This is a genomic window from Helcococcus kunzii ATCC 51366 (genome assembly GCF_000245755.1).
Lineage (GTDB): Bacteria > Bacillota > Clostridia > Tissierellales > Peptoniphilaceae > Helcococcus > Helcococcus kunzii.
This window is the reverse complement of record NZ_JH601088.1, coordinates 866,535-889,972: the sequence shown is the minus strand read 5'-3', so window position 1 is coordinate 889,972 and position 23,438 is coordinate 866,535. Positions and strand designations below refer to the sequence as shown.

Annotated in this window: 17 protein-coding genes; 5 read left to right on the top strand and 12 right to left on the bottom strand. The window is 27.5% G+C overall.

The features are described from left to right. The first annotated feature begins 621 nt into the window (after positions 1-621). From HMPREF9709_RS03895 to HMPREF9709_RS09560, 4 genes are read left to right on the top strand one after another with little or no spacing between them, the layout of a single operon-like run. A complete protein-coding gene (locus HMPREF9709_RS03895; RefSeq protein ID WP_005398114.1) occupies positions 622-1,641 on the top strand; it encodes a thiolase family protein in 1,020 nt (339 codons plus the stop codon). Beyond that, positions 1,629-2,162: a hydroxymethylglutaryl-CoA reductase, degradative gene (locus tag HMPREF9709_RS03890; RefSeq protein WP_005398113.1), complete on the top strand. Its 534-nt coding sequence runs from the start codon at positions 1,629-1,631 to the stop codon at positions 2,160-2,162. Before HMPREF9709_RS03895 ends, HMPREF9709_RS03890 begins: the two co-directional genes overlap by 13 nt. Continuing rightward, the gene (locus tag HMPREF9709_RS09565; protein ID WP_005398112.1) at positions 2,162-2,749 is read left to right on the top strand and encodes a hydroxymethylglutaryl-CoA synthase family protein; all 588 of its coding nucleotides are present in this window, start codon (positions 2,162-2,164) and stop codon (positions 2,747-2,749) included. Before HMPREF9709_RS03890 ends, HMPREF9709_RS09565 begins: the two co-directional genes overlap by 1 nt. Beyond that, a complete protein-coding gene (locus HMPREF9709_RS09560) occupies positions 2,719-3,294 on the top strand; it encodes a hydroxymethylglutaryl-CoA synthase (RefSeq protein ID WP_005398111.1) in 576 nt (191 codons plus the stop codon). Before HMPREF9709_RS09565 ends, HMPREF9709_RS09560 begins: the two co-directional genes overlap by 31 nt. Positions 3,295-3,427: 133 nt before the next feature. Here the strand turns inward: HMPREF9709_RS09560 and HMPREF9709_RS03880 are convergent, their stop codons facing one another. The 6 genes from HMPREF9709_RS03880 to HMPREF9709_RS03855 all read right to left on the bottom strand — a co-directional run bounded on the left by HMPREF9709_RS03880 (position 3,428) and on the right by HMPREF9709_RS03855 (position 14,022). Then, positions 3,428-4,819, bottom strand: a complete 1,392-nt coding sequence (locus HMPREF9709_RS03880; protein WP_005398110.1) for an MATE family efflux transporter — start codon at positions 4,817-4,819, stop codon at positions 3,428-3,430. Between the two features lie 157 nt (positions 4,820-4,976). Further along, positions 4,977-6,518 (bottom strand): ribonuclease Y, encoded by a 1,542-nt coding sequence (rny, locus tag HMPREF9709_RS03875; protein ID WP_005398109.1) that lies wholly within the window; start codon positions 6,516-6,518, stop codon positions 4,977-4,979. A gap of 20 nt (positions 6,519-6,538) precedes the next feature. Next, entirely contained in the window at positions 6,539-7,585 is a 1,047-nt protein-coding gene (gene recA, locus HMPREF9709_RS03870) for a recombinase RecA (protein WP_040463824.1), read from the bottom strand. Between the two features lie 25 nt (positions 7,586-7,610). After that, complete coding sequence (gene pgsA / locus HMPREF9709_RS03865; RefSeq protein WP_040463822.1) at positions 7,611-8,150, bottom strand: CDP-diacylglycerol--glycerol-3-phosphate 3-phosphatidyltransferase; 540 nt, start codon at positions 8,148-8,150, stop codon at positions 7,611-7,613. Further along, complete coding sequence (locus HMPREF9709_RS03860; RefSeq protein WP_005398106.1) at positions 8,119-10,395, bottom strand: FtsK/SpoIIIE family DNA translocase; 2,277 nt, start codon at positions 10,393-10,395, stop codon at positions 8,119-8,121. The genes pgsA and HMPREF9709_RS03860 overlap by 32 nt, the downstream gene beginning before the upstream one ends. A gap of 723 nt (positions 10,396-11,118) precedes the next feature. Next, positions 11,119-14,022 carry a glycoside hydrolase domain-containing protein gene (locus HMPREF9709_RS03855; RefSeq protein ID WP_005398105.1) on the bottom strand — a complete coding sequence of 968 codons (2,904 nt, stop codon included), beginning with the start codon at positions 14,020-14,022 and terminating at the stop codon, positions 11,119-11,121. Between the two features lie 322 nt (positions 14,023-14,344). Between HMPREF9709_RS03855 and HMPREF9709_RS03850 the strand changes: the two genes are divergently transcribed. Further along, positions 14,345-15,031 carry a hypothetical protein gene (locus HMPREF9709_RS03850; protein WP_005398102.1) on the top strand — a complete coding sequence of 229 codons (687 nt, stop codon included), beginning with the start codon at positions 14,345-14,347 and terminating at the stop codon, positions 15,029-15,031. Positions 15,032-15,370: 339 nt separating this feature from the next. On the opposite strand, the gene HMPREF9709_RS09555 is transcribed toward HMPREF9709_RS03850, so the two are convergent. The 6 genes from HMPREF9709_RS09555 to rpsO form a co-directional block, all read right to left on the bottom strand. Further along, positions 15,371-16,441, bottom strand: a complete 1,071-nt coding sequence (locus HMPREF9709_RS09555; protein ID WP_005398099.1) for a helix-turn-helix domain-containing protein — start codon at positions 16,439-16,441, stop codon at positions 15,371-15,373. A 28-nt stretch (positions 16,442-16,469) separates the two neighbouring features. Next, positions 16,470-18,086, bottom strand: a complete 1,617-nt coding sequence (locus HMPREF9709_RS03840) for an ATP-binding cassette domain-containing protein (RefSeq protein ID WP_005398097.1) — start codon at positions 18,084-18,086, stop codon at positions 16,470-16,472. Between the two features lie 459 nt (positions 18,087-18,545). Further along, complete coding sequence (locus tag HMPREF9709_RS03835; protein WP_005398095.1) at positions 18,546-20,630, bottom strand: polyribonucleotide nucleotidyltransferase; 2,085 nt, start codon at positions 20,628-20,630, stop codon at positions 18,546-18,548. Between the two features lie 185 nt (positions 20,631-20,815). Next, entirely contained in the window at positions 20,816-21,730 is a 915-nt protein-coding gene (locus tag HMPREF9709_RS03830) for a hypothetical protein (RefSeq protein ID WP_005398094.1), read from the bottom strand. After that, entirely contained in the window at positions 21,723-22,925 is a 1,203-nt protein-coding gene (locus HMPREF9709_RS03825) for an O-antigen ligase family protein (RefSeq protein WP_169311908.1), read from the bottom strand. Before HMPREF9709_RS03825 ends, HMPREF9709_RS03830 begins: the two co-directional genes overlap by 8 nt. A 175-nt stretch (positions 22,926-23,100) precedes the next feature. Then, on the bottom strand, positions 23,101-23,367 hold the full coding sequence (gene rpsO, locus HMPREF9709_RS03820; protein ID WP_005398092.1) for a 30S ribosomal protein S15: 267 nt from the start codon (positions 23,365-23,367) through the stop codon (positions 23,101-23,103). Between the last annotated feature and the right edge of the window lie 71 nt (positions 23,368-23,438).

Genomic DNA, 23,438 nt, shown 5'->3' with positions numbered 1-23,438 from the left:
AATAGCCTAATTTTGACGTTTTCGGTACTTATTTTATGATATTCTTATATTTTGGTTCTTTGGCCTTTATTCTTTATAACTCTCAAATTCAATTTTGCTTTTATCTTTCATTATATCTTTTATATTTCTCGTTATAGTTGTAGCTTCTCTTATTAATTCTTTTTCTTATCTCCTAGAATCATATTATCATATATTACTATTATCACATTTTAACTTTAATCTTATATTGCTGCCATTTTATCTTTTATCACTATTAATTGATTTCTAATATCAACAAAAATTTTCAATTTATGTTTTTTATATTTTTTGACAAATTTTACTCTATTTTATTATTAATTCTACTTAAAATTATAAAATACTTAAAAAGCCAAATTTCCACAAAAATCCTAAAAATATGACGCTCTAAAATCGATTCTAAGCGATTTTTTAAAGGATAGTAATGTAATTGTATGTCTACTTTTTATGATAATTATATAGAATTATTTTCAAGAACTTTTTATGAGTGAAACTGTAAGAGTTAAAATGTATTTATTTAAATTTCTTAGTAGTTATGTTAGAATATAATAAATATTTGTTGTTTAGCAATAAACGTTTATCACAATATAATAAAATAGGTTTATAATGATAAAATGTAAAGATGATATTGTATTTATCTCTAGTGCAAGAACAGCCATCGGAAAATATTTAGGAGCTTTAAAAAATATTAAAGTTGAAAAACTTGCTGAAATAGCTCTAAAAGAATCAATAAAAAGAGCAAAGATAAATAAAGATGTTATTGACGAAGTGATAATTGGAAATGTACTGGGATTAAAAAATTCTTGTAATATTGCAAAAATGATTGCTATGAATTTAGGTCTTAAAGATCAATGTACCGGTATGACGATAAATAGAGTATGTGGTTCTGGTATACAGGCTGCAGTGTTAGGATTTCAAGAATTAACTTTTAAAAAGAAAAAATTTATTGCTGTGGGTGGTGCAGAATCACTTTCAAGAGCCCCCTATTTCTTACCACCAGAAATTCGATATAAAAATAACATACTTGGAAACTTTGAAATATTAGATTCTAATATTTTATTACATAGAAATTTATCTGGAAGTAATTCCCCTATTTCTCATATGGGAATTACAGTAGAAAATTTAGTGAAGAAATATAAAATTTCCAGAAAAGATCAAGATAAATTCGCCTATATTTCTCACATGAGAGCATATCAAGCTCAAAAAAATGGCAGATTAGATCAAGAAATTGTCCCTATTTCGATTGCTGATAACAAAGGAAATACAAGTATTTTCAATAAAGATGAGCAGATAAGAGATGATACATCTATAGAAAAATTAAGTAAATTAACTCCTTGTTTTATATCAAATGGTACTATAACAGCGGGAAATTCTTCATCACTAAATGATGGAGCTAGTTTTCAGATAATGACTACAAGAGAAATTGCAAATGCAGATCAATTAGAAATTATGGCCATCTTTAAAGATTATTCTATTGTAGGTGTACCAGCAATAGACATGGGTATTGGGCCTGTATGTGCTATTAAAGAATTATGTGAAAATAACAATATAGATTTAATAAATGATATAGATATTTTAGAAATAAATGAAGCATTCTCTGGACAGATTTTATCATGCTTAAATTAGATATTTATAGATGTGCAACACATAATAAAGGTATTATGAATGGTATTGATGCTGTAGCCTTGGCTACAGGTAATGATTGGAGAGCAATTGAATCATCTGCACATAGTTATGCTTCTAAAGATGGTAAATATCAAGCATTAACAACTTGGTTATATGACGGTGAAAAAGAAGTTTTAAATGGAGAAATAGAGATACCTATGCCAGTTGCAACTGTAGGTGGGACTATTTCCGTACATCCTATAGGAAAATGGGCGCTATCAGTATTGAAAAATCCTGATGCCAAAAGACTTGCTTGCATAATTGCAGCTGTGGGACTTGTTCAAAACTTTAGTGCATTAAAAGCCTTGGTGACTGATGGTATACAAAAAGGACATATGAGTTTACACGCGAAAACTATCGCAATACAAGCGGGAGCAAAATCTGATGAAATAAATCCTGTAGTAATGGAATTAGCTAAATTGAAAAAATACAGTATAACAGATGCTAAAGAAATATTACATAAAATAAGAGGTGAAAAATAATGGTAAAAGTAGGAATTGAGAAAATCAATCTTTATATACCTGAGTATTATATTGATATAAAAAAACTTGCAGAAAAAAGATTGGTAGATCCAAACAAATATCTTGTAGGGATTGGTCAGGAAAAAATGTCTGTTATCCCCTCTTCTCAGGATATTATTTCAATGGCTTCTAATGCAGCAATTAATATGATAGATGATGAGGATAGAAAGTTAATAGATCAAGTCATTTTCGCAACAGAAAGCGGTATTGATTTTTCAAAATCTGCAGCTACAGTGGTTCATGATATATTGAAAATTAATAGTTTTGCTAGTTCATTTGAGATAAAACAAGCATGCTATTCAACAACTGCGGCTATAAAGATTGCGGTAAATTATATCAAACAAAATCCTGGTAGAAAAGTCCTTGTCCTTTCTTCAGATATATCTAAATATGGGGCTAATACGCCTGGAGAAGTTACACAAGGAGCTGGCGCAATAGCAATGCTTATAAGTGAAAATTGTGAAATTTTAGAGATTAATTCTAAATTCATTTTTGCTACAAAAAATGCTAATGATTTTTGCGACCAAATGACTGTAAATATCCAATAGTTGATGGAAAACTTTCTATAAAATTATATATTGAATTGTTTACTTTATGTTTTGAAAGCTTTATAGATAAATATCAGAATTTCGATGAAATATCATCGATGATTTTTCATCTACCTTTTTCAAAAATGAGAGATAAAGCATTACAATCACTTGATGATAAATATATAGATTTTAAAACAAAGCATTTGTCAGAAATTACATCTAAAATATTATGTAAAAATATTGGAAATACTTATACTGGTTCATTATATTTATCATTATTATCTTTATTGTACTATGGTAATATAAATGAACACGAAAAAATTGCACTTTTTAGTTATGGATCTGGTGCTGTTGGTGAGCTTTTTACTGTGAATTTATCAGCGGATTATAAGGAAAAAATAAGAAAATTAGAAATAGATAAACGATTAAATTCTAGAAAAGAAGTATCAATTGAAGACTATGAATTAAAATATTTTGATAATATGCTAAAACTAAAAGATAATTCTAGGGTTAAATTATCTAAAATTATTGATTCTATAAGATTTTATGAAATTGACAAATAAAATTATACCCTATTTTATGAAAATAACATAGTTTTATTGTGATATATTTAACAAAAATATTAGTGAAATAGGAACTATTGCAAAATAACATTTTGGTTATTATGTAACAGTTCCTTTTTTCGCGGTTAGGGACTTATGCAATAGCCCCAGTTGTTTTTTCTTGACTTGTAATATTATTTAGCCATCTTTTCTTCTTGTATAAAGGCATTATTAATAAAAGCTTTACTAATTCTTCAAAACTTACAATTGAGAATATCCATTCTATCGGCCATTTAAATACTAATACTCCGATAAATGACATTGGAATTGCAAATAACCACATCGTACATAGTTCGAAAATTAGAGGTAGTTTTGTCTCCCCTCCCGCTCTAAATATACCTACGAAAAGCATACCGTTAATAAATCTAAATGGTATGAAAATTCCTCTTATTATAAGTAAATTTATAGCTGTATTGTAAATTTGTGGTTCGATATTTGAGTAAATCTTCATTAATGTGTGTGGCATAAATACCAATACTAATAAAGATATAAAACCTATTAATGTATTTATTTGAAGGAAGTAGCTTGCGAATACTTCAGCCTTGTCCTTCCTTGAACTACCTAAAGTTTGTCCAATTAATATAGCCGCAGCAGTATTTAGAGAATTAACAATAATAAAGAATATATTTTGTATTGTTCCTGTTAATTGTATTGAGGCAGTTGCATCTTTTCCTATTCTTGCATAAGCCATTGAGAATAGTAATTGTCCTAAAGCCCAGAATACTTCAGCCATAATGATTGGTAATGCGATAGGAATGAAGTTCTTAATTCTCAATCTATCTATTTTGAATAAATCTAAAGGTGTAATTGTTTCATAACCATGCTTTTCTTTATAGATAATAATATTTAATATTATTATTTCTGCGAATCTTGCTATTATTGTACCTAATGCAGCCCCAGCAACTCCTAAAGCAGGTGCTCCAAATTTACCAAATATAAAGATGTAGTTAAATAATACATTTAAAATAAATGAGATGAATGAAACAAATAATGGTTCTCTTGCTCTATTTACTGATCTAAGAACAGTATTGTAAACTTGTGAAATGGCAGTTGGTATAAAAGTTATTGAAATCAATCTTAAATATAATGAACCATGTTTTATAACTTCTTCATCAGGAATAAGTACTCTCATTATATGTTCTGGAAATAAAATTGAGAAGAAAGTAAACACTAAACTTATTAATATTGATAATTGAAGTGTTAAACTTAAATATCTTCTAACATTGTCTTGATCGTTGTCTCCAAAGTGTTGCGAGAAAAACACTGCGCCCGCACTTGAAACACCAAAACATGCTACAATAAAGAAAAAAACATATTGATTAACTTGTCCAACAGCGGCTATTTCTGCACCACCAAGGGAGCTAATCATAACTGTATCTGCCATATTTATTGACGTCGATATTAAGAATTGCAAGGATACTGGCAACGCAACTGATAATATCATTTTAATAAAATTTTTATCACTAAAAAAATATTTCTTTTTCATCTTAAACTCCTAAACTCTATTATTATTTTGCTTTGTATTCGTAACCTAACTCTGTTTTAAGACATCACTAAGTTAATGTGACTATTATAACCAAAAAAAACATATGGATGAGAGGATTATTCTCACCCATATTATATTTTACTTTATTAACTAAATACTATTTTGCATATGCAACAGATTTAGTTTCTCTAATTGTGTGAACTTTAATTTTACCTGGATATTCAAGTTCATTTTCTATTTGTTTTGCAATTTCATTTGATAATATAACAAGTCTGTCATCAGAAATCTTATCTGGTTCAACCATCACTCTGATTTCTCTACCAGCTTGTATTGCATAAGCTTTTCTAATACCTTCATATGAATTTGCAATGTTTTCAAGATTTGTAAGTCTTTGAATGTATTGTTCTAAGGCTTCACGTCTTGCACCAGGTCTTGAAGCTGATATAGCATCAGCAGCTTGTACAACCATTGCTTCTAATGAATTAAATGGTACATCGAAATGATGTGCTTCGATACAGTGAATAATATCTTCTTTAATTTTGTATCTTCTACATAAATTTACACCAATTTCTACATGAGTACCTTCAATGTCATGATCTAAAGCTTTACCGATGTCATGTAACAATCCTGCACGTCTTGCTATTCTATCATTTATGCCTAATTCTCTAGCAATAATAGCAGCAATATTAGCAACTTCTACAGAATGCCATAATACATTTTGTCCGTAAGAAGTTCTGTAATTTAATTTACCAAGGATTTTGACTAATTCAGGGTGAAGTCCGTGAACTCTGGCTTTTTCACACGCTTCTTCCCCATATTCTTTAGTTCTTTGGTCGATATCTTCTAAAGCTTTTTCATACATTTCTTCAATTCTAGCAGGATGAATTCTACCATCCACCATTAATTTTTCAAGAGTAAGTTTTGCAATTTCTCTTCTTCTTGGATCATAACATGATAAAACAATGGCTTCTGGTGTATCATCAATAATTAAATCAACACCTGTTAAACTTTCAAAAGCTCTTATATTTCTTCCTTCTCTACCAATTATTCTACCTTTCATCTCATCATTAGGTAATGTTACCACAGAAACAGATGATTCTGCAACTATTTCTGAAGCTTGTCTTTGTATAGCGGAAGCAATAATTTCTCTTGATAGTCTATTTTTATCTTCCCTTGTTCTCGCTTCGAATTCTCTCAATATCAAAGCTTTTTGATGTTCTGATTCTTCTGAAACTTGATTTAATATAATTTGTTTAGCTTCATCTTCAGTTAAACTTGAAATCCTTTCAAGTTCTTCGACTTGTTTAGTTAAAATATTTTTTATATCTTCTTCTTTCTTTTCAACATTTTTAAGTCTACTATTTAATGAATCATTTTTTCTGTCTAATTTATCAAGTTTCTTATCTAAATTTTCTTCTTTTTTTACTAACCTTTGTTCGTGTTTGTCAATTTCACTCTTTCTTCTAGTATTTTCTTGTTCTATATTTTGTTTTAATTTAAAAATCTCATCTTTAGCTGTCAGTATAGCTTCTCTTTTTAAAGTATCAGCGTCTTTATTAGCATCATCAATTATTCTTCTGGAAATTTGTTCCGAAGAATTAATTTTCTTCTTATCAGCATTTGTTTTCACAATTGAAACAATTATATATCCAATAATAACTCCCACAAGCAAGGCCAGTGCATAATATATAAAATCCATGCATTTCCTCCTGATGCTTATTATTCAATTATTTCGCCATCTTCATCTTTCGTTTCATATCCTTTTAAATGACCATCACCGTTTTTAAGTCTCTCTCTAATTTTTTGTTCTATATCGGCATAAATATCTTCATTTTTCAAAAGATAATCTTTTACGTTTTCTCTACCTTGACCAAGTCTATCGCCATTGTAGCTATACCATGATCCAGCCTTATCAACAATTTCAAAGTCTACAGCTGAGTCAAGTACAGTACCAACTTTAGATATACCTGTTCCATACATAATATCAAATGTGGCTACTTTAAATGGTGGTGCAACTTTGTTTTTTACAACTCTTACTTGTGTACTATTACCAATTACATCTTCCCCATTTTTTATTTGTTCTTTTCTTCTGATATCTAATCTTACACTAGAATAGAACTTAAGAGCAATACCACCAGTTGTGGTTTCAGGATTACCAAACATAACACCAATTTTTTGTCTTAATTGATTTAAGAAAATAACTGTAGTGTTTGATTTAGCAACAATTGCTGTTAATTTTCTCATAGCTTGAGACATAAGTCTAGCTAATAAACCGACATGGCTATCACCCATATCACCTTCAATTTCTGCTCTAGGAACTAAAGCTGCAACAGAATCGACAACGATGATGTCAACAGCGTTTGATCTTGCAAGAGATTCAACGATAGCTAAAGCCTGTTCACCAGTATCTGGTTGTGATAATACTAAATTTTCAATATCTACACCCAAGTTTTTTGCATAGTGCACATCTAAAGCATGCTCTGCATCGATAAATGCACCTATACCACCCATTTTTTGAGCTTCTGCAATACAGTGTAGTGATAATGTTGTTTTACCAGAGGACTCTGGGCCGTAGATCTCTACAACTCTACCTCTAGGTAATCCACCGATTCCTAACGCGATATCTAGATTTATCGCACCTGTTGGGATAGCTTCAATATCATTTCTTTCAGGAGCATCTCCTAAAATCATTATAGAACCTTTCCCGTATGATTTTTCTATTTGTGATAAAGCACGATCTAGAGCTTTTTTCTTGTCTTTATCAATATTTTTTTCAGTAATAATAAACCTCCTAAATATTATCTAGGTCTAAAACCTCGATATTTTTTATTAGGTAGTCTAATCCAGAAATGATCGTTAATATTATTGAAATATATAATAGTATCTGATATACGATATCTGGAATAAATGTCAATACTCCAGATAAAAGGTACATTATGATTGTTATCATTTGGCTTGTTGTTTTTAATTTACCATATATTGAAGCAGCAATAGTAATATTATTTGACGCTGCTAAAATTCTTAAACCATCAATTAATAATTCTCTAAATACTATAACAATCACTGTCCATGCAGGTATAATACCTGATCCTACTAAAACAATATACCCAGCTTGTGTAAGAACTTTATCAACTAATGGATCCATAAATTTACCAAAAGTTGTAATTAAGTTTCTTGATCTTGCAATATAACCATCTAAAAAGTCAGTTGCAGATGTTAAAGCAAATATAATTGCAGGAATTGGTGATGTTACTCCAAATCTATTATAAATTAGGACAAATATAGGAACCATAAATAATCTAATAATTGTTAGTTTGTTCGCTAAATTCATCTTCAGCATTCGCTTCATTATTTTTTTCCATTTCTATTTCTTCTAATGTTTTTAACACATTTCTTGGTTTACTACCATCTTGTTCACTAACAATCCCTCTTCTAGTCATTTGATCAATAATACGACCAGCTCTAGCATAACCAACTCTAAATCTTCTTTGAATAGCAGAAATAGATGCTTGGTTTTCCATTACAACAAATTGTACAGCTTCGTCATATAACTCATCAACTTCATCCAGAGGATCTTGTTGTGTTTTTACTTCTTCTATGATCTTATTGAAACTATTATCATTTTCAATTTCATCATTTTTATTTTTTACAAATGTTACGACTCTTTCAACTTCACTATCTGATAAAAATGCACCTTGTGCTCTCTTAGGTTTTGGGAATTTCCCAGGGAAATAAAGCATATCACCCTTACCTAATAGTTTTTCTGCCCCAGACATATCTATGATTGTTCTAGAGTCAACATTTGAAGCAACTTGGAAAGCAATCCTTGATGGGATATTTGCTTTTATAATACCAGTTATAACATTTACACTTGGTCTTTGAGTTGCAATAATTAAGTGTACACCACTAGCTCTACCCATTTGAGCAAGTCTAGTAATATAGTTTTCAACATCTTTAGATGCTTCCATCATAAGATCAGATAATTCATCGATAATGACAACTAGATATGGCATTTTTTCTAGTTCTCCATCTTCATTATCTTCTTCTACTTTTTGATTATATGATTTTATATCTCTACATCCAGTTTTTGAAAATCTTTCAAAACGAGATGTCATTTCTTTAACAGCCTCATGTAATGAAGCTGTGGCTTCTTGGGCTTTTGTAACAACCTTTCTGCCTTTTAAATGTGGTATACCTGAATAGACCTTCAATTCTACCATTTTCGGATCTATCATTATAAATTCTACTTCATTAGGTGTGTATCTATATATAATGCTCATAATAATAACATTCATAAGAACAGATTTACCAGATCCTGTTGCCCCAGCAATAAGTAAATGAGGCATTTCATTGATTTTTGCATATAAAGGATTACCAAATAAATCTCTACCTATAGCAACTGTGACATCATCATCCTCTTTGTTGAATTCATCAGTTGTAATCAATGACTTAAATGTTACAATATCTTTGTTTAAATTTGGCACTTCAATACCCACATAAGGTTTACCTGGTATTGGAGCTTCAATTCTAATGCCTGAGGAAGCCAACGCCATCGCCAAGTTATTAGATAAGTTTACAATTTTACTTACCTTTACTCCTTGTTGAGGCTTAACTTCATAAGATGTAACAGTTGGTCCGTTATTGATTTTAACAACTTCTGAACTAATACCAAAACTCTCTAATGTATCAACAATAATATCTGCATTTTTAAGTAGTCTATCTTCATCATCCGATTTAGAATCTGGTTGATTTGTTAACAAATCAATAGGTGGTTTAGTATATTCATACTCTTCATCATATACTATGCCCATTTGATCTGCACTACTATTTTCATCATCTAAAGCTACATTTTTAGATGTAGTTGTATTGTTCATATTATGATAAGAAATTTTAGGTTCAATTCTAGTATCATTACCTTCAATTGCATCTTTTTCTTTTTTATTAAATTCAATTAAGCTATCTTTTGAATTTTTAGATTTATTTTTATTTGTTTGGATTTTTTTAGATTTGTTATTTTTAATATTGATAAAAAATCTTTTTATACCATTAAATATATTTCTAAAGAATTCAGAAAAAGATTTATCAAAAAGATAAAAATATGAAATGAAAAACGCTAAAAATGTAAATATATAAATACCTATATCAGCAATTAAGGTTTTAAATACAAAGTATATTGATGTAAATATAAAACCAACTCCTGTATAGTCTAATGCTTGATCATATGAGTTTTCAATCATTTTTCCATATCCATCACCCTCAACGTAAAAGGTAGAAATAAACACTCCTAATACTAATAAAAGTAATGTAATAATTGAAATGGTTGATCTGTTTTTATCCCAAAATTTTTCATTCAAAATTGCAATGAAAACAAAAATGGCATAAAAAGGAAAAATATAAGCTGTAACTCCTAATATAATAAAAATACCTTTACTTACTACCTCTCCAATTATCCCCATATTTCCTTTAAGAATAATTGCTGCTAATAAAAATATAAATAAAAATAATACAATAAATGCCTTTGATTTTGTACTATTATTATTTTTTCTTGTATTTCTTTTTCTTATATTATTAGCCATATTTCCTCCATAAAAACTCATACTAATTATACCATATTTAGTAGGAATTTGTAATATAAAACATTTCAATTATGTTAAAAATACTAAATATTGTTTCTGCAATTAAAAAAGGTGGTATTACAGATTAGCTAAGACTACTCTGACCATCACCTTTTTTTTTAAATATTGAATTTAAATATTACAATTTAGTCTGAAATTTTGATTTACTTTTAGTTTACTTATTGTTTAAATCCATCGTATTACAAACCTTTTTTATTTTAGAAAAGAGTCCTTTTGAAATTAAATATTTTCAGCTTTTTATTTTTGTGATATTTGATTAAAAACTATTGATGTAATTTCTAATACTTCTTCTGATGTTAAATTCTTATTAAGATCTAAATGTTTAATTATTTTTATTCCAAGTTTTACTTGGAATTTTTATACTACATATCTAAAAAAATGTGATTATATTTTTACAAGTCTTAACTTTACACCATGTTGAACGTATATGTCTAGTGTTAAAAATTAATTTTAATTGAATCGCTCCATTAATTAGTGTGGAGTTAATTAAATTCGATGTATGTATAGTTTTAATTCTTATAATTACATTGTTCCAAGAAAGACAAGTACTATTAAGTTTCTTTTTTTGGTTAGGAACTTATATAAAAACTTTTTTTATAATTATTTTTTATTTATAATTATAATATTATTGTTGATATATTTTATACTTTTTATTATACTTTATTATTTTTTCCCAATAAGTTTACCATCGTTTGTAAATTCATACCATTTGCCATCAATGTATTGTCTACCTGATACTCTAGTACCAGAACCAATTCTAAAATATTTCCATACTCCATCTATATATTGCCAGCCAGTTGCCATTGTACCTGAATTTCTGAAAAATCTCCAGTTTCCTTCGATATATTGTTCCCCTTTAACCATTGATCCCGTCGTTAATCTAAAGAAATATTTAGAACCCGTTTCCGGATTTGTCCACCAACCTTTATAATATTGTTTTGTTGGACCAACTTGTGATAACCATGAACTTTTGTTTTCAGTATAAATTTGTACAATATTATTCCCTTTATAATCAAAATATTTCCAATTTAATTTTCCTGTTGGTTGACCATTTTCATCTAATATAGGTGCCCATTGCCACTTTGAAATAACTTTTAAACCGTCTTTAGTATAATAATTCCAGTTATTTCCATTTTTTACCCAACCAACTTTTATTTCTTTATCCGGTAGTTTGATTCTTCTATAAATATACTCTGATAAAGCTTTATATGCTAAATCTTTATCTTCCTCTGTTGCTTTATCTACTAGTAATTTAAAATAATCAAATGCAACAGTCTCAAAAATTCCATTAAATTTCTTTTTTATTGATTCAAATATAGTTCCAGGAGTTCTCATATCTTCTAAATCTTTTCCATAATTACTAAATCTTCTATATTCTGATAAATGTCCGTAATAACTCTTCATACATTTACTTAAAACATTTTTATCTTTTGGACTAGCAGAAATTAAAGAAGAGATTCCTATAGCGTCGGCATCGTCACATAAATCTGTAAAATTGCACTCTATAAGTTCATATTCTATATTGTTTTCAATAAGAAAATTTGATTTAGATGTTAAATCAGCTCCAATTAAAGAATATGCCAATTTCTCTTTATCCACAGTAGGATATTTCAAGGAATATTGATAAATATTTTTTGCTCCCGTTGAGATATCTCCTCCCCATCCTGTTAAGTAATCTGGAATCAAAGAATCTGTAAGATAACAAAGTGTAGTAAATGCTAAATGTGCGATATCGTTTTTACCATTTATTGTATCTTTTACTTCAGCTCTTAATTTTCCAATAATAGCTTCTATTGTAATACCGAAACTAGTAAAATTTTTTTTAACATATTCAACAAAAGGAAATTCTAGACCATGACCGGACGAAATTACGAAATTAGGTTTTGTTAGATACTCTTTTGAAAGATAATTAAGAACTCCTAAATATGTTTCATGTATACCTCCATAATTATCATATATTTCTTCTAATTCTTCAATTAAAGAAATAACGTAATTAATACCAAATATCGAATCCTTTAAAACAGGAGATTTAGGTGAATATTTTAAGTAATCTTTATCAGTAAAAAATACTGATGATACTGCGGGTATTCTTCCACTATAAGCATCTTTGTCTAAATCCCATTTACCTTTATAATTTTTGATTTCAAATATTTGATCATAATTCCAATTATCTGGAATTTTAAATCCTAAATTACCACTAAATCCTGTAGACATATCTGATACAAAACTTGATATTGCATATCCTGCTTCAGAAACTCTACTACAGACATTTCTTGAACCATAAACTCCAACATGATACATTCCATCTACACTTTGTTTTACACCTTTAAAATAATCCAAAATATATGAATCAATCTGATAATCTAGTATATCCATATCTACCGCAAAATATATTACTGTTTTAGGTATCCCTTTACTTTTAGCTGCTTTTACTGCCAATCTCCCATCTTCTATCCCAATTTTCTCACTAAAATCATTTATTGATCTTGCACTTTGTTGATATATTGGAAAATATTTTAACCCAGCATCAATAATTCTTCTTAATTCCCCTTCTCTTATTTCCTTAAAATCACCTCCAACTAAATATCTTCCTATTATTTCATACCCATCAGCTTTTATTTCCTTTAAAAGTTCATCTGTTACTTCAAATCTTGTATCACATGCTACTACTTTTCTATCAGGATTACCTCTACTTGTTAATAAACTCATCCATGTGTCAATATCAATTATAGTACTTGTTATTAAACCGTAGTCTTTTTGAAACTTATTTAAAGCTAATTGAAAATTATCTCCCCAATAATGATCATTTGATAACATATTATACCCTAAACATAGCAACGAATAATATGCTACTTTAAATATTCTAGGATAATTATTATAATTATTTACTGTGAGTACTACTAATCTGCTTTTTGTTCCATTACCAAAATAACCTGTAGCTTCACTTGTACTAAATCCAAGTTCAGCTTGTAATACCTTAATTAATGCAGTATTCATTTCTCTTCCGTATAATCCATCTGTAGGGATTATACCGATGTATTGAGGATATTCTCTATTTAAATTTTGTTGTATTGTTCGAATTACATTAGTACCTCCATATGAACTAAGTAAAACAAATTGTTTCATAGATAATAAAGCTTCCATTATTTCTAGAGTAACTGTAGAATCTCCTCCTAAGCCCATATCTTTTTTGAGTTGAATAATTGCTTGTCCTGTTCCCTTATGAAAGTTTTGAGTAAGTGGTGAACCTGTTGAATACCCTTTGCACCATAAAGCTCCTTGTATTATAGTATAAATATTGTTTTTTGTATTATCATTTTGATTTTGTTGTTTAATACCTTCAGGAAAAGTTTTTTTAAACATCGCTATAGTTGAATCTCCAAAATTTGGTGAAGTATCTTGAAGTCCTAATTCTATTTGAAATGCTAATATTAATCCATGAATAGTCGGCCACCCTGTATGTCCAGATAATTTAACTTTCGTAAATCTAGAATCACCTAAGTAAGTGTCATTTAACCACTCTTGTGTTTCAGAAACCATAGGATCTTTTTTTTCATTTTTTTCCATTTTTCTCCCTTTCTTTTTTTATAATTAAACCAAATCAGTTCTATTCTCTACAATTACTGAATCTTTTTTTACAATTATATTATATATTAAAAATGATACAATGTAAACGCATTCAATATTTGGAGATTGGAATAATATAATACATATTATAATAAGTTTATTTAAAAACTCTAAAATAATAATAGATATTAGAAGTTGTATTATGATATAATACAATAAACATATGTTAAGATTCATAAACAATCCACAACCCTATGTTTATTATATAAATATATAGAACAATATATCTTCATCTATATTGTTCATTATACAAGGAGATCAAGTGAAAAATAATCTTAAAATAATAAAAAAAAATACTTATTTAGTTTTTACTTTAATTTGGATAATAATATGTTTATATGCATTTTCTAAAAACAATAATGCTAATGAAGTTATTTTAATAAATATTTTTGGAATCTTCATTGATCAACTAGATTTAATATTTATACTAGCTTCACTCATTTTCATATTCCTTATAACTATAATAAAAAATAGCTGGAATAAGTCGAAATCTTTATTTAAGAAATTAAGTATCTTCTTAATGATTTTATTACCACTATTTGGTTATTTAATTTTTTCATATTTTTATATAAATAATAAATCGGAAGAAAAACACTATGAATTTATTTCTCCTAGTAAAAAATATAGTATAGTTATTACAGAAACTAGTTCGTTAATGAGTAGTAGTGTTGAATTTTACGTAAGACAAAATCTTTTTGTGATACGTAAACAACCTATACTTTTTCCTGTTTTTCGTGATTTAACTCCAATAAAAAAAAATCAATATAGATACAAATGGAAAGAAAACACTTTTATTTTTGAAGGAAAAAATTTTTTATTAAACGATGGAAGATGGAAAAAAGTTGAAATAAATTTAGAAAATAAAAATATCAATATAAAAGAATATATTATTTATCCTAAAAAATATATTCCCCCAAAAAAACAAAATCTTCAAAATGAAAAAGTTTAAGTGTTTTTGTTCTCAATTATCCTCTCTTCGCATTTTTCAATATCAAAATTCTAAATACTGTATTTTGTCAGGGAGTATATTTTACTTTCCGAATATTTATCTTATCCCAAATTTTTATTTATATTTTTAGATATTGACTCCAAAACCATGTTTTGCATTTTTACTCCATATCTATTAGACAATCATCTGCATACTTTGCAAAGCTAGATTCCCTTTGGTTATACAAAATCACTATTGGATTCGTCGACAACTACGCTCCTTAGGGAATTTTACTATTACCAAAAAAACGTGGACTTTTAAGTGTTTGTCTTTTTTTTATTAAGAACTTATACAATATCCTCAGATTATATTAACTGACTTCCACAGTTCTCTGAATTTTTCCGTATATCCATCAAGATGAATTCTATTTATTTGAGTGTCTAAATTATTATCACCATATATGTCTATTGTTTCATTTCCAAAATAGTATTTAAATGACGATTCTGTCCCATATGATATTGGATTGCTTTTTATTAGATTTTTACATTTTTTAATTAAATCTTCAGAAGATTTTGAATCATAATTTTTAGAAAGTGAAAGTCTCAAAATTGCCTGATTAGCTATAATAATTACTTTTATATTATTGAAAAAACTATCATTATCAGTTTTAATACTATCTACAAAATCTTCATACCAAAGAAGTAAATCATAAGCTTTTTTGTACATCTTAAGATTTTTAAGAGTATCCACCATTCCATCTAAAATGATTAAAGTATTTGTAATATTTTTTATATATGATTTAGATAAATAGTCTAAAGCTTCAGATGCAGATTTTTTCAAAGAAGATAAGTACACACCAATAAGAATGTCATGTTGCTCATCTTCATTATTTTCTTTCAAAAGCGATATAGATTTATCAGTTTGATTGATACTACTATAAGCATTAGCTAGTTCTCTTATAATTTGTTGTTTAGATACGATAAATTTATCATTATACTCAAATATATCCAAAGACTTATAAAGGAGTTTAATACCTTTTAAGACTTTTTGTTGTTTATTTTCATACATTCCATAGTAAACATAGAATAATGCAGATCTATAAACTATTTCGAAATTATTTAGATAAAATTTTAATCCTTTATCAATTATATCTTCATATTCAGTAAATACATTATTTTTAAGAGCTTTTTTTATACTCCTTAAATAATAATGAGTACCTTTTGGCTCTAATTCAAATCCTATTAGAAAATCTATTGATACACCAAATAGTTCTGCCAATTTTATTAAATTATTAAGATCTGGCGATGTTTCGCCTGATTCCCATTTTGACACAGCTCCAGTACTCACATCCACAATTTCTGCGAGTTTTTCTTGACTATATCCATTTCTTATTCTTAAATCTTTAATATTTTTATGTAATATTTTAGTCATGATATACTTTTACCTCTTTTTAAGTATATCATTTTATTGTGATTACTTCTTCAAAAAATTCCTCTTCTTCTGAATCCAGAGAATGGTCAATCATTATTACTCCCATATTAGACTTTGTAAGAATATTTTTCTCTAAATATATTTTACTTATATTATCGATATTTGACGTTGCCTCATCTAATATTATTGTATTTACTTCTCTTAGTAAATGCCTTGCAAGTATCAACCTTTGTTTTTGTCCTCCCGATAGATTTTTCCCCTTATCAGATATCACATAATCTAATTTACCAGGTAGATTATTTACAAACTCGACCAAACCGACTTTTTCTAATACTTCCCAGATTTTAGAATCATCGACATACACATTAAGTCTGATATTATTTCTAATACTGTCAATAAATAAATTTGGGAATTGATGCAAATAAGCAATATTTTTAAATATTACTTCTTTTCTTATCTCACTAATATTAGTATTATCTAATTTTATTAATCCTGAATTAGGTTTATATAATCCGAGTAATAAATGTAATAAAGTGCTCTTTACACTTCCATTCGATCCTTTAATAAGTATTTTGTTTAAATTATTAACCTTAAAACTCGGATAATTAATTGTCTCTCCGTTTTCGGTATAACTAAAAGTTACATCTCTAACTTCTATGTTAAATACTTTACCTATATCTTTTGATTCAAAATCTTTTGGATTTCTAGATAAAATATTTTCATATTTTTTAAAAAATACATTTGAACTTTTTATAGAAATTACGCTATTTACAATACCAGACATTCCGCCCATGAAGACTTGTCCTAGCCCTGCCATTGCTAAAATGGATCCTATCGGAGCTTTACCGAAACTCACAAAAATCATGGTGATGCCTAATAAACATAATTGTGAAAATGAAGATAAACCAGCTGAATACACAGCCGATTTTAATTGAATAATCAAAAATTGAAAATAATTTGTTTCATATTTGTGGTTAAATTCTTTCAATTTATTTTCAAAATATCCTTCGTTATTACTTACATATAAATCTGGAAACCCCTCAATCAAAGATTTCATTTTAGATATATATGATTCCTCTTCTTTAGTATGTTTCTCTCCATATTTTTGGATTTTTTCATTCATAATGTTTGGCAGTAATATCATTGTGACTGATAAAATTGTCGTTGCAACAGAAATCCATATATTAAATGTTGCAATAGCGATAAATGTACCTATTACACTAGTCACAGAATGTATGATATTAAAAATACCTTCAAAACATCTTGAATCTATCTCCTTTACATCATTTGTAAACCAAGCCAAATATGTACCAGTTTCTTTATTATTAAAATCTTCATAATTTTGATTAATTGTTCTATTTGATATTTCATACCTAAGCTCATTTCTTAAATTTGACTGTAATTTTGATTGAAAATAATATTTCAAATATAAAAAGATTAGTGATGAAAAATCTATCATAAAAATAACGAGTATAACGGTTAAAACTTCTTTAATACTAGGACTATTTTTATCAAAAATATTTACCATAAAAGATAAACTGTATCCAGATAATACACTTAATAAAGAATAAACTATAATTAAAATAATTACTCCAACTACTAACTTTATGTGTTTATTCACTATCTTTTTTAATATTTTGTTCATTTAATTCCTCCATTGTTATCATATGATTAGATTAAAAATCTAAATATAGCTGTTTTAAGAATAAATGAGTAACAATGAATAAACCATACACTATAGGTAAAATATATTTCTTTTATTTATAGCTATACTATATAAAAAAGTTAAAATAGATTAATAACTGATTTAGGCATTGAAACATTTAAATATAAATTTTTCCTTAGACTTATAAAACAACACATTTTGAAGATATTATTAAAATATTTAGAAGAGATGATGTGTGAAACAACACATCTTGATAAAATTGAGAATGTGTGTTGAATTTTACCCGTAAAAAGACAACATATAATTAGATAAATAGTAGAATGTATTGTCTTTTTAAGTTTATATACATAATATAACATTTATTTTATAGACAAAAAAAGAGCCGTTACAGAATTACCAAATAGTCAATCTTCAACAGCTCCATTTTTATATTATTTTCTACTCAACTACTCTGGCTAAGTTGATTCTTCCTTTATCATCGACTTCTAATACTTTTACCATTATTTCGTCGCCTTCTTTTACAACATCTTCAACTTTTTGTACTCTCTTCTTGTCTAGTTTACTGATGTGTACAAGGCCTTCTTTATTGTGACCAAATGATACAAAGCATCCGAAGTTCATAATTTTGATTACTTTTCCTAGGTAAATATCACCCACTTCTGGTTCTTCGACAATACCTTTAATAATTTCGATGGCTCTTTGTCCATTTTCACTACCTTGAGAAGAAACTGTTACTAAACCTTCATCAGTGATATCAATTTTAACACCAGTTTCATCAATTATTTTATTGATTGTCTTACCACCTGAACCAATAACTTCTCTTACTTTTTCAGGTTTAATTTGAATTGTGAAGATTCTTGGTGCGTTTGGTGATAATTCTTTTCTTGGCTCTGGAATAGCTTCTTTAATAACATCTAGAATAGTCATTCTAGCAACTTTAGCATCTTCAAGTGCTTCTTGTAATATTTCTTTGTTTATACCATCAATTTTGATATCCATTTGTAAAGCAGTTATACCTTCTGCAGTACCTGCTACCTTAAAGTCCATATCACCTAAGTGATCTTCTAAACCTTGTATATCAGTTAAAATAGAATAGTCATCGCCTTCTTTAATTAATCCCATTGCTATACCAGCTACCGGAGCTTTAATTGGTACACCAGCATCCATTAATGATAATGTTGATCCACAAACTGATGCCATTGAAGATGAACCATTAGATTCTAATACTTCAGAAACTAATCTAATAACATATGGGAAATCTTCTTGTGAAGGTATTACAGCTTCTAATGCTCTTTCAGCTAATCTACCATGACCAATTTCTCTTCTTCCCGGACTTCTAAATCTGCCAACTTCACCAACAGAATATCCAGGGAAGTTATAATGATGAATGTATCTTTTTTGAACTTCTTCATCAGTCAAACCATCAATATATTGAACATCACTAGGAGAACCTAATGTTGCAATATTTAATACTTGAGTTTGTCCTCTTGTAAATAATCCAGAACCATGTACTTTAGGTACATATGCTACTTCTGCTGATAATGGTCTAATTTGATGCATTGTTCTGCCATCTGGTCTAATCTTATCTACAGAAATTAGTTTTCTAACTATATCTTTTTTGATATCTTCAAAGATTTCTAAAACTTCAACTTTCTTTTCATCAGCATCTTCAGACTCTTCATCTACAAATCTTTCTACAATTTTATCTCCAACTGCTTGAGTTGCTTCATCTCTTTCCAATTTTTCTGGTGATTGTAGAGCTGATTTTAATTCATCATAAAATTCTACTTCAATTTGTGATTTTAACTCTTGATCAAGTCCTTCATAAATAAATTCTTGTTTTTCAACACCTAATTCTGAAATAATATTTTCTGTAAATTCACAAATATTTTTAATTTCTTCATGTGCAAATAAGATAGCATTAAGCATTTCTTCTTCTGTTAATTCACTTGCTCCAGCTTCTACCATCATAATAGCATCTTTTGTACCTGATACTGTTAAATCTAATTTTGAAATCTCTTTTTGTTCTTGAGTTGGGTTTATGATGTATTCACCATCAATATAACCTACAGACACTGAACCAGTTGGTCCATTAAATGGTATACCAGATAGACATAAAGCAATAGATGAACCAACCATTGCCATGATACCTACATCATGATTTTCATCTGCTGATAAAACTGTTGCAACTATTTGTACATCATTTTTATACCCTTCTGGGAATAATGGTCTTAATGGTCTATCCATCATTCTAGCCGCTAATGTAGCTTCATCAGATGGTCTCCCCTCTCTTTTAATATATCCACCAGGTATTCTACCCACAGCATACATTTTTTCAATAAATTCGCATGATAATGGGAAAAAGTCTATACCTTCCCTTGGAGTATCTGAACCTACAACTGTTACTAAAACCATAGAATCACCAGATTTGATAGTAACGGCTCCCTTAGCTTGTTTTGCAACTTTTCCTGTTTCAACATCAAATTTATTGTTGTTAGAAACATAACTAAAATTTCTTACCATTGTTTCTCCTTTGATAGCACCCGCTATCCACATATTTAATCTTTTTATTACTCTTTAATAATACCATATACTTAAAGAAATATGAATATATGCCACTAATAAATATATAATATAAAAGAGTCTGTTGCAAAATGACAATAAGTCATTTTACAATAGACCCTTTTTATTTTTCACCTATAATTAGATTATTTATATTCATATAAAACTTCATTTGGATTTTTACCAAATACTTGTACAACATCTGGAACTGTTTGTTTTTTCATATTTTCATATAGAAGAATATTTTTCTTATGAGTTAAGTTGAAATCATCTACAAGACTATAATATATTTCAATTTTATCAGTATAAGTAAAATCCGTTGATAATTTTACTTCATGAAAATCTAACAATGTTGAAGGTAAATTCATATCAAATTTTTCAGTATAAACCAATTCATCATTTTTCTTTAAATTAATTTCAAATTGGTTGAAATTAGCTGTTTTTTGTTCATTCTTTTCAACAAATTGTTCTTTTGCATCTTTTACTTGCAATTTGAAAATTAGATTTGCATTAAATGTATCTTGAGCAATACTATCAGTAAAATTTTTTACTGACACAGACATCTTAGGTAATATTAGCTCCCCTACTTTTGTATCATAGATTTCTGGATTAACCGCATCAGTTCTTGTTACATCATCTAATACATAACTTATAACATTAATAAATTTATCATTTAAGCTAAATGCTCTTGAACCTTTAAATACATAATCTTTTTTCTTAAGTTGAAACGCTTGACCATCGGATATTAAATAAGTCTCTAAATTTTTGTTAAATTCTTTTGGAGAAACACTAAAATTTGCTACCACTTTATTTTTTTCAGTGTCAAACTTATTAAATGAATATAAAAGTTCAGTTGTAGCATCTTCTCCTTGAGTAATATTTGGTTTCTTTAATGAAGCCTTTAAATTATTTATACTTGTATTAATATTTTTTTGTGTATCTTGAATAGCCTTATTTTGTTGTTCAATTTTTTCAGTTAAGTCTCCAATTCTGAAAAATAGCAAAATCAGAGAAACAGTAGCTAATAATATGATAATTAATTTTTCTTTTTTATTAAACATTTGTATACCTCTTATTAAATTTTATTAATAATGCGGGAGTTATAAATACCATTAAAATAATTGTTATAGTATATACTTCAGTAATAGACATTGCAAAGAATGAAATAAAATATGCAATGAAAACATTTCTGATACCTTTATTTTTAATATATAACATCTTTTTAATTGTATTATAAATAGTAATTATAAATATCGTAAGTGCTGGTAAACCACCAATTACAGTCATCTCAAGGAATAAGTTATGAGTACCTAGTTTATTTCCATCATATTTCATAAACACTTGACTATCTAAATACGGCATCCCATTTCCAAAAAGGAATGAAGACTTTATTAATCTAAATACTTCTTTCCAAATTAAAGTTCTATTAGTTAATGTTATATTTTTGTGGAAAAACTTATTTAATAAATAAGCAAAGTTATTTTGTATATCAAAAACAATAACTAAAATATGTATTAAAAATATTGTACCTAATATAATAAGAACTTTGTATTTTATATCTAAATTAACTTTCTTATTTGTATTAATCCAATAAAAAACACCTATTAATATGCAATAAGTCATAAATCCTATCATACCTGTAGCACTACTTGCAAATATCAATGAAATAACGGAAAATATACCTGCAAATATTAATCTTAAAATACTATCTTTATATAAAATATATCTAATAATACAGATAGATAAATAAAACAGTATAAATGGTGTTATTTGATTACCAACCCCCAAAAATCTCAATGGGATTATGTAATTTACAATTGTTAAACCATTTTGATAAAGTAATGAAGTAATTGCATTTAATCCTAAAAGTAAAATTGAATAGTCACTTAATGCTTCAAATAAGATTTCATAATTAACGTCTTGCAGGTAATAAAACATTAAAGTAGCACCTGTCATAGCTAAAAATGTAAAAATAAAATACTTCATATCAACTTTATTTACTACTAATGCAATACAAGAAACTATTATCATAATAGTAAAATTTTTTATGAGTACATCTTTTCTATAATGATAATAGAGAAATAATATTGATATTGCAATAATGGTTATTGGTAGATATATAAAATATTTTCCTAAATCAATATTGTAAATTGAAATTGGAAATAGAATTATTAATATCATTATATAACACACAATATAATTTAATGTTTTATTATTATTTAATTTTGATTTAATTGTTGTTAAAATTTTTTCCATAATCATTTACATCCAATATTTTATTCAGTATATACATTATACAATATTTGCTTATTATATTTCATATTTTTAGTGTAATAAAAATTTATGTAGTATTAATGTAAAAGAAGCTATCACATATTAACTTTTAGTCTATATGTAACAGCTTCTTAATATTTTCATTCTAAAAATTTAACTATCTTCTGATTTGTAATTTTTCAATGATAGCACGATATCTTTCAATATCTTTCTTTTCTAAATATTTTAATAATCCTCTTCTTTGACCGATTAATTTATATAAACCTCTTCTTGAAGAGTGGTCTTTTGGATTAGATTTTAAATGATTTGTTAATTCATTAATTCTTTGTGTAAAGATTGCAATTTGCACTTCTGGAGAACCTGTATCTCCTTCTTTTTGACCGTATTCTTTAATTAATTCAACTTTCTTTTCGTTTGAAATCATATTTCTTCCTCCTATATATTTTTTATATCTTTAACCGAGCTAAGATCGGAGTATTCCATTAACCAAGCTAA

Excerpts from the sequence above, each read along its gene's own strand:
- HMPREF9709_RS09555 (WP_005398099.1), bottom strand. The coding sequence starts at position 16,441 with ATGACTAAAATATTACATAAAAATATTAAAGATTTAAGAATAAGAAAT.
- rpsO (WP_005398092.1), bottom strand. The coding sequence starts at position 23,367 with ATGATTTCAAACGAAAAGAAAGTTGAATTAATTAAAGAATACGGTCAA.
- HMPREF9709_RS03860 (WP_005398106.1), bottom strand. The coding sequence starts at position 10,395 with ATGGCTAATAATATAAGAAAAAGAAATACAAGAAAAAATAATAATAGT.
- pgsA (WP_040463822.1), bottom strand. The coding sequence starts at position 8,150 with ATGAATTTAGCGAACAAACTAACAATTATTAGATTATTTATGGTTCCT.
- HMPREF9709_RS03830 (WP_005398094.1), bottom strand. The coding sequence starts at position 21,730 with ATGTTTAATAAAAAAGAAAAATTAATTATCATATTATTAGCTACTGTT.
- rny (WP_005398109.1), bottom strand. The coding sequence starts at position 6,518 with ATGGATTTTATATATTATGCACTGGCCTTGCTTGTGGGAGTTATTATT.
- HMPREF9709_RS03825 (WP_169311908.1), bottom strand. The coding sequence starts at position 22,925 with ATGGAAAAAATTTTAACAACAATTAAATCAAAATTAAATAATAATAAA.
- HMPREF9709_RS09565 (WP_005398112.1), top strand. The coding sequence starts at position 2,162 with ATGGTAAAAGTAGGAATTGAGAAAATCAATCTTTATATACCTGAGTAT.
- HMPREF9709_RS03835 (WP_005398095.1), bottom strand. The coding sequence starts at position 20,630 with ATGGTAAGAAATTTTAGTTATGTTTCTAACAACAATAAATTTGATGTT.
- HMPREF9709_RS03840 (WP_005398097.1), bottom strand. The coding sequence starts at position 18,086 with ATGAACAAAATATTAAAAAAGATAGTGAATAAACACATAAAGTTAGTA.
- HMPREF9709_RS03895 (WP_005398114.1), top strand. The coding sequence starts at position 622 with ATGATAAAATGTAAAGATGATATTGTATTTATCTCTAGTGCAAGAACA.
- HMPREF9709_RS03890 (WP_005398113.1), top strand. The coding sequence starts at position 1,629 with ATGCTTAAATTAGATATTTATAGATGTGCAACACATAATAAAGGTATT.
- HMPREF9709_RS03855 (WP_005398105.1), bottom strand. The coding sequence starts at position 14,022 with ATGGAAAAAAATGAAAAAAAAGATCCTATGGTTTCTGAAACACAAGAG.
- HMPREF9709_RS03880 (WP_005398110.1), bottom strand. The coding sequence starts at position 4,819 with ATGAAAAAGAAATATTTTTTTAGTGATAAAAATTTTATTAAAATGATA.